This is a genomic window from Marinobacter vulgaris, from assembly GCF_003344045.1.
In the GTDB taxonomy this organism is placed as follows: domain Bacteria; phylum Pseudomonadota; class Gammaproteobacteria; order Pseudomonadales; family Oleiphilaceae; genus Marinobacter; species Marinobacter vulgaris.
Window position 1 is genome coordinate 1 of record NZ_QFWX01000014.1, and the last position, 6,571, is coordinate 6,571.

Consider the following 6,571-nt stretch of genomic DNA (forward strand, 5'->3'; position numbering starts at 1 on the left):
TGCCCTGTAATGACCCCAGGGTGAATGCAGACGAATATGGCCATCCTTCAGGGGCCGTAGCATCGCAACCATGGTGGCAAAGAGCGTTTCCTGTGATGTGTTCGCGTTAATCTGGGGAAGATAGTCATGATGCGCCCGATCCCAGGCCACACCCTTGAGTTTAAACAGGGCGTATTGCTCGTGAAAGGTTCGCCAGAAAACGTCAAAGTTGTATTGCGGATCCTTTGCCCTGTGCCTGTGACTTTCAGTGACACTGGCGGGCAATCCTTTCAGGCGACGGAAGCTGATGCGTGCTACGCCAGTTACCCGATGGGCACTGAACGCCTGGCCACCAGGGGATACCGCCAAATCTTCGTAATAGTGACCAAGTTCGTCAATACTGCCCGCATCAATCTTCAGGCAGCTGATGCTGGTTTCTTCAAAAAGGGTGTACCAATCTTCCTCGATCAGCAACACAGTGCCGTAACCCTGGGAGCGCCAGACACCCTGCAGGCTTGCAAAATCAGGGCTGGAAATAGAATTGCCGCGGCGTTGGGCGGTTTTCATAGAGGACTCCAGATCCATTAGCTCCGCGCTACCGTAAGACGTCCCGCAGGGACTGCTCAATCTGACCACCACAGTAGGCCTTACCCAACTCGTTTCGCTGATCCTCAAGAAAAGACCTGATCGACGGACGGTCTTCCACTCGCTGGCAGAGACCCGCCACCCGGGGGGCGTTGTGTTCCAGATCTGCGGCGAGTTCCGGAAAGCTGTGGACGAGGGTGCCAAACAATGCAGCAGTTGCGATATCGGCCACCGTGAGCCTGGAGCCCAGCAGATAGCCCGCGTTCGGCTTGAGGATGTGCGCCTGGCCGGTCTTTTCGAAAATGGCCATCCAGTCGGCCAGGCGATGGGTCCGGAATTCGGCCCATGAATCCTGATCCCACATCACCGTGCCATTGTAGTTGGTGATTTCCATGAGAATATCATTGCAGTCCAGAATCACCTTCAGAGCGAGGGTGTGTTGCTCAGGCTCGTCGGGAAGAAAATGGTAGGCCTTCGCCAGATGCATGAGAATCGCCGGCATCTGGGCGAACCACACCTGGGCCCTGCAGTCGTAAAGATAGGGTGGTGCCATCCCGGGGTACTGGATGTTCAGGTTTTTATCAGGGTAAACCTCGCTGGCATCCAGCTTGCGGTAATCCGCCCGAACCTCCTCCAGAAAAAGTTGAATAAAATTACCGCGAAAGGGCAGGCCCCAGTAATAGAGTTCGTAGTCCTGCATTGTGACTCTCCCAGTCTGACAGTTGAGAAGATAACTGTTGTCTGGAAGTGTAGCGCACAGGAAAAGACCCGATCCGAAAGCCAGGTCTATTCAACCCAATACCGCTGGTTTAGCAACCTGGTTTCAAAAGCCGACAACGTTAGGGAAAACCGGGGCTGAAAATAGATCTGTCCCGGTTTTCGCTGGGCCGCTAGTCTTTTTTGTCTATCGTTACCTCAATGGATTTGCTACTGCCAGCAAACCATTTCTGAACATACAGAGTACCCACGACAGGAGCGGTGCCTTCACTGGGGACTTCCTTATAGCGAACACTGTTTTTTGTTTCTTTCTCGTATTCAAACATGACTACTTTCTTCGACATACAATTTTCCCGCTAAACTATTGGTTGGTTTTCTATGCGGTGTGAGCTTCCGGGGTCCTGCCTTGTGCATTTACAACGCAGGCAAAAACGCAAGCCTCTGAGCTACGGCCCTGAGTGTCTTGGACAAAGCTGTTCCCATGGCCCTGCTGCTCGACCTTCCACGCTAGAAAATAATTCTGTCCCGGTTTTCGTTCTTAACCGGCATTAAATCGGTTAGCTAGACTGCTACGCCTTCCCAAAATTCGCAAGAGAGCAAAAGGCAAGACCTGACCCCGTTATCCCCTTCGATTCGCCCGACCCTTCTGATAGGGTAGCCGACTTTTAAAGATCGCCGACCGGGAATCCTGCATGCCCTCACCCAAGCAACACCCCTGGTTTCCGCTGCTTATTTTCCTGGGCGCAGCCTTCACCTTCAGTGTCACGATGATCGGCACCACCATGCCGACGCCTCTTTACCCGATCTACCAGGACCGTTTCGGGTTTTCCGACCTGATGATCACCATCATCTTTGCCGCTTATGCCTTTGGTGTGATCGCCGCACTGGTACTGACTGGGCGCTGGTCTGATCAGATAGGCCGCCGGCCCTTACTATTTGCGGGCCTGGCTTGCTCCATCATCAGTGACCTGGTGTTCGTGCAGGCCGATGGCCTGGCCATGATCCTGACCGGCCGGGTGCTGTCGGGGCTGTCCGCAGGGATCTTCACCGGCACGGCCACGGTGGCAGTCATTGAACTGGCCCCGCCCCACTGGCGGGAGAAAGCCACTTTCTTTGCCACGGCGGCAAACATGGGCGGGCTGGGCCTGGGGCCGATGTTAGCTGGCGCTCTTTCCCAGTACCTACCCTGGCCACTGCACCTGACCTTTCTGGTGCACATTGCCATGGCTGTGCTGGCCGTGTGCTGCATCTGGGCAGCGCCTGAGACCGTCTCGAAACCCGCTCGCCCCAAACTGTCCATCCAGCGCCTGAACGTGCCAGCGGAAGTCCGCGGTGTATTTATTCCNCGTTGTGGCCGGCAGCATCTTCATTGCCTCAACCCTGGGTCAGTTCCTGCAGGGCAGACTGCCGCTCAGGCTGCGCCTGCCTCTGGGGTGCGTGTCTCTGATGATAGGCGTGGTTCCGATAGCACTGGGCATCTACACCCAATCCCTCGCCCTGTTCGTCGTGGGTGCCGTGATTGCCGGTATCGGCCAGGGTATCTCATTCCGCGCCGGCATGGGCGCCATCGCCGCGGCCAGCCCTGTGCGGGAGAAAGCAGCGGTGACGTCCACCTTCTTTGTCGTGGCCTATATCGCTATCTCGGTGCCGGTGATCGGCCTGGGATTGATGGCGAGCATGACCAGCCTGAAGACGACCGGGATCACTTTCGCCGCTGTGATGGGGTCACTGGCGGCGCTGGCTTTGGTACTGCTGATTCGGCGGGAACGGGCAGGCGGAAAATAGATCTGTCCCGGTTTTCCAGGTGAGTCCGGGACGGGTGTCCCCGCCCCGGACTGGCCCTCAGACCCGCTCAAGGGTTACCGGAACCGGCCGGCATACAGTGTTGCAGACCGGAGAGTGGTCCCTGGCAAACGACAGGAGATCATCCAGCTCCTCGTCGCTGCAGTCAGCCTCAATGTCCATGAGGATACGAATGTTCTCGTAGCCGGCTACAGCCTCGTCATTTAGCGCCAGCAGTCCTTCCAGGTTGATATTGCCCGACAGCCTGGTTGACAGTTTTCGAATGGTGATGCCCCGTGCCGTGGCATGCAGGACCGTGGTGGTGGTAACACAGCCGGCCAGAGCATGCAGGAGAAATTCCACCGGGTTGGCACCTTCGTTTTTGCCCAGCAGGACCGGGGGCTCACCATTGGTGAAGACGAAGTCTTTGTGACGGGATTCGTCTTCAGCGCCGGCTCCGTAGAATCCGCGGATGGCAGAGCGATTTTCACCGCCGTCCACCCATTCGTTTCTTGCCCGGAATTCGAACTGCGCGAGGCCTGGGTCGTTTTTCAGGGCTTCAATGGTCTGGCCCATCTGGATCAGATCAAGGCCGTTACGGGTCTTAATATTTACTTGTGTGTTCATCTTTCTCACCTTGCTTCGTCGTCTAAAGGAACCCGGCGGACCGGGAGGCGCACTTTGTGGCGCCTGGGTATAAAGTAAGGGATGACTGCGTACTGGGTCAGATGGAGTTCTGACAAAAAGAAGGCATTTGTGCCACCAATTGCAGGGAGGATGGAACATGAGCCAACAGCAAAAAAACGTTCTGATTCTCGCTCTGCCCGAAACGGCAGGTTCGGCGCTGTATGGGATGGTGGATGTGCTTATGGCGACGGGCAATATCTGGCAGTCCCTGGTGGGGGATCCGATTCCATATCAACCGTTTGATGTGCAGATTGTTTCCGTCAACTCGGCGCCATTTCATTGTGGCCATGGCATTCCCGTTGAGCCGGCGTACGCCATTGCGGATGACCCTGCCGCTGATATCCTGATCCTCCCGGAGATCTGGCTGGGCCCCCATGAAGATATAGGAGGCCGCTATGAAGCGCTTATGGACTGGATCAAGCTCAGATTCCGGTCAGGTACAACGATCTATTCTGCCTGTTCCGGGTCAGTGTTACTGGCAGAGAGTGGTTTGCTGGATAACTGCGCAGCAACGTCTCACTGGGGTTATCAGGAGCTTTTTCGAACGCACTATCCCAGGGTGCATTTCCGGCCGGAGACCAACCTTGTTTATGCCCACCCCGATGGCCGGTTGGTGACGGCGGGCGGAACGACATCGTGGCACGACCTGGCACTGCATATCATTGCCCGATACGTGGGTATCGGTGAAGCGCTCCGCATTGCAAAAGTGTATCTGTTGAAATGGCACGGAGAAGGCCAACTGCCGTTCACGAGCCTGGTCCGGCAAACACACCATGCCGACTCGGCTGTGCGCAAATGTGAGGAATGGCTCAAGATGCATTGGCGGGATCCCCGGGCCATTACCCTGCTGGTAGAGTCCTCCCCTCTGCCAGAGAGAACACTCAAGCGGCGGTTCAAGGCTGCCACTGGCTCCTCAATGATTGAGTACCTTCAGAACCTTCGCATTGAAGCGGCCAAGCGCGCACTGGAACATGGCAGATTGTCAGTGGAGGAGGTAAGCCTGGAGGCCGGTTACGAGGATGTATCCTTTTTCCGCCGGTTATTCAGGCGCCTGACGGGCCTTACACCTGGCGAGTACCGGCGTCTGTTTCGACCTCTTGTTGAAGAATTGGCGGATCTTTCCGAGGCGTAGTCAGGCCGGAACAGTGCCGTACTCAACACCAGAACAAACGCTGCCAGCACAATGATGTTCCTGTCAGCGAGTTCATCTGCGAGAAGAATGTGAAACCGTGTGAAACCGGGACAGATCCATTTTCCAGAAGCCGGCCTCAGCGCGTAACTGATGACTACCAGCCAAAGAACGAAACGTTTCAGCTTCATCCAGCCAATCACAGGGCACCATTCCTAAACGTGCGGGGTAGCTCGACCACTCATATTGCTCCGCCTTCTCCACCATCCCCGCTTTGACGGGATTGAGCTCTACGTATCGGCAGCAGGCCAGAAGATAGGCGTCGGTATCTATCGCGCTGATTTTGTAACGCCCTTCCCAAAACGAACCGCTCCGGCTTTCAAGAGCGTTGACAAAGCCGGTTTGACGACCAGCCAGACGTTTCATCAACTGCGGAATTGCGGTCACATTGTCGCTTGCCTGAACAACCAAATGGATGTGATTGGTCATCAGGCAATAACTGTAAAGCTCAACACCATAAACCTGTTTCCACTCCTGCAGGTTCTCCAGGTAATACTTAAAGTCCCGCCTCTCAACAAATACGGGTTGACGGTTATGACCGCGTTGGCCAATGAGTAGTTGTCGAGGCCTCTGGCGGGGCTGTAATAAACGTTGATTAGTCTGGGGGCTGCGAGTAAATTCGATTCAGCCAAAACCTGCCAAACATTGGTAACGCAGCGTCACGGCCCATTTTTGCCCTCGAAGGGCGCGCTCACAGGGAATGATGACAATGAGCAAGAGAGATACTTACGTTAAAAAACTTCAGGCCAAGCTCGACGAATGGAATGCCGAGATTGACAAGCTGAAAGCCAAAGCCGATTTCAAAGAGGCGGATGCCCAGCAGGAATATTACAAACAGATCGACGAACTGAAATCGATGAAAGACGATGTCAGCAAGAAACTGGATGAAATAAAGGAAGCTGGCGACGATGCCTGGGAAGATCTTAAAGCGGGCCTTGACACTGCCTGGGACTCGGTAAGCAGCGCGTTCAGCTCTGCAATGTCTCGCTTCAAATAAGTCTCCTGCTAAACCCAGCTTGAAAACAATCGGCGCAGACACGTGCCGGTTGTTAATGGCTGAACACTATCCTGACGACCCGATGTGAACCGAAGTGCCGAACGGGTTGGTAGCGAACCAAATCACGGCTGAACCATCAGCGAAACCGCAAAAATAAATCTCGAAAATAAATCTGTCCCAGTTTTACGATCAGTCTTAAAGAGGCCCCCATGGCAACGCCTAAACGCATCTACCTCGCCGGCCCGGAAGTCTTCTTCCCCGCCACTGAACACCAGGCCATCGTGGCCGAGAAAAAACGCCTGCTTCGGGAATACGGATTTGAAGGCATAGACCCGCTGGACACCGAGCTGGCGTTTTCAGGTGACCAGGCAAAACCCGACCGCGGTCAGCGAATCTACCAGGCCAACCGCGAATTGATGGACAGCTGCGATGGCATCATCGCCAACCTGACACCCTTCCGCGGCATCAGCGCTGACCCGGGCACGGTATACGAAGTGGGCTACATGATCGGACAGGGCAAGCCCGCCTTCGGATTCACCCTGGACAGCCGTCGCTACCGGGAACGGATGGGCTCAATCGGTCTGGACAAACTGGGCCACACCATTGAGGACTTTGAGATGAGTGACAACCTGATG

At 55.4% G+C, this 6,571-nt stretch carries 9 protein-coding genes; 4 read left to right on the plus strand and 5 right to left on the minus strand.

The annotated features are described in order from the left end of the window. The 3 genes from DIT71_RS17395 to DIT71_RS18055 form a co-directional block, all read right to left on the minus strand. A partial coding sequence (locus tag DIT71_RS17395; protein WP_199491046.1) for a S41 family peptidase occupies positions 1-546 on the minus strand: 546 nt, incomplete at its 3' end. A gap of 28 nt (positions 547-574) precedes the next feature. Next, on the minus strand, positions 575-1,264 hold the full coding sequence (locus tag DIT71_RS17400) for a glutathione S-transferase (RefSeq protein ID WP_114614502.1): 690 nt from the start codon (positions 1,262-1,264) through the stop codon (positions 575-577). 190 nt (positions 1,265-1,454) lie between these two features. Further along, positions 1,455-1,625 carry a hypothetical protein gene (locus DIT71_RS18055; RefSeq protein ID WP_167507479.1) on the minus strand — a complete coding sequence of 57 codons (171 nt, stop codon included), beginning with the start codon at positions 1,623-1,625 and terminating at the stop codon, positions 1,455-1,457. A 438-nt stretch (positions 1,626-2,063) separates the two neighbouring features. On the opposite strand from DIT71_RS18055, the gene DIT71_RS18600 reads away from it, so the two are divergent. Beyond that, complete coding sequence (locus DIT71_RS18600; RefSeq protein WP_455429705.1) at positions 2,064-3,089, plus strand: MFS transporter; 1,026 nt, start codon at positions 2,064-2,066, stop codon at positions 3,087-3,089. A 34-nt stretch (positions 3,090-3,123) separates the two neighbouring features. Here the strand turns inward: DIT71_RS18600 and DIT71_RS17410 are convergent, their stop codons facing one another. Continuing rightward, on the minus strand, positions 3,124-3,690 hold the full coding sequence (locus DIT71_RS17410) for an OsmC family protein (RefSeq protein ID WP_114614503.1): 567 nt from the start codon (positions 3,688-3,690) through the stop codon (positions 3,124-3,126). A gap of 157 nt (positions 3,691-3,847) precedes the next feature. On the opposite strand from DIT71_RS17410, the gene DIT71_RS17415 reads away from it, so the two are divergent. After that, positions 3,848-4,882, plus strand: coding sequence for a GlxA family transcriptional regulator (locus tag DIT71_RS17415; RefSeq protein ID WP_114614504.1), 1,035 nt, complete (start codon positions 3,848-3,850; stop codon positions 4,880-4,882). A 72-nt stretch (positions 4,883-4,954) separates the two neighbouring features. Here DIT71_RS17415 and DIT71_RS17420 read toward each other — a convergent pair whose 3' ends face one another. Then, the gene (locus tag DIT71_RS17420) at positions 4,955-5,563 is read right to left on the minus strand and encodes a transposase (RefSeq protein ID WP_319921926.1); all 609 of its coding nucleotides are present in this window, start codon (positions 5,561-5,563) and stop codon (positions 4,955-4,957) included. Between the two features lie 85 nt (positions 5,564-5,648). Between DIT71_RS17420 and DIT71_RS17425 the strand changes: the two genes are divergently transcribed. Then, positions 5,649-5,936, plus strand: a complete 288-nt coding sequence (locus DIT71_RS17425; RefSeq protein WP_114614505.1) for a sll1863 family stress response protein — start codon at positions 5,649-5,651, stop codon at positions 5,934-5,936. A 209-nt stretch (positions 5,937-6,145) separates the two neighbouring features. Continuing rightward, positions 6,146-6,571 (plus strand): nucleoside 2-deoxyribosyltransferase (locus tag DIT71_RS17430; protein ID WP_114614506.1); only part of this gene is annotated, 426 nt, incomplete at its 3' end.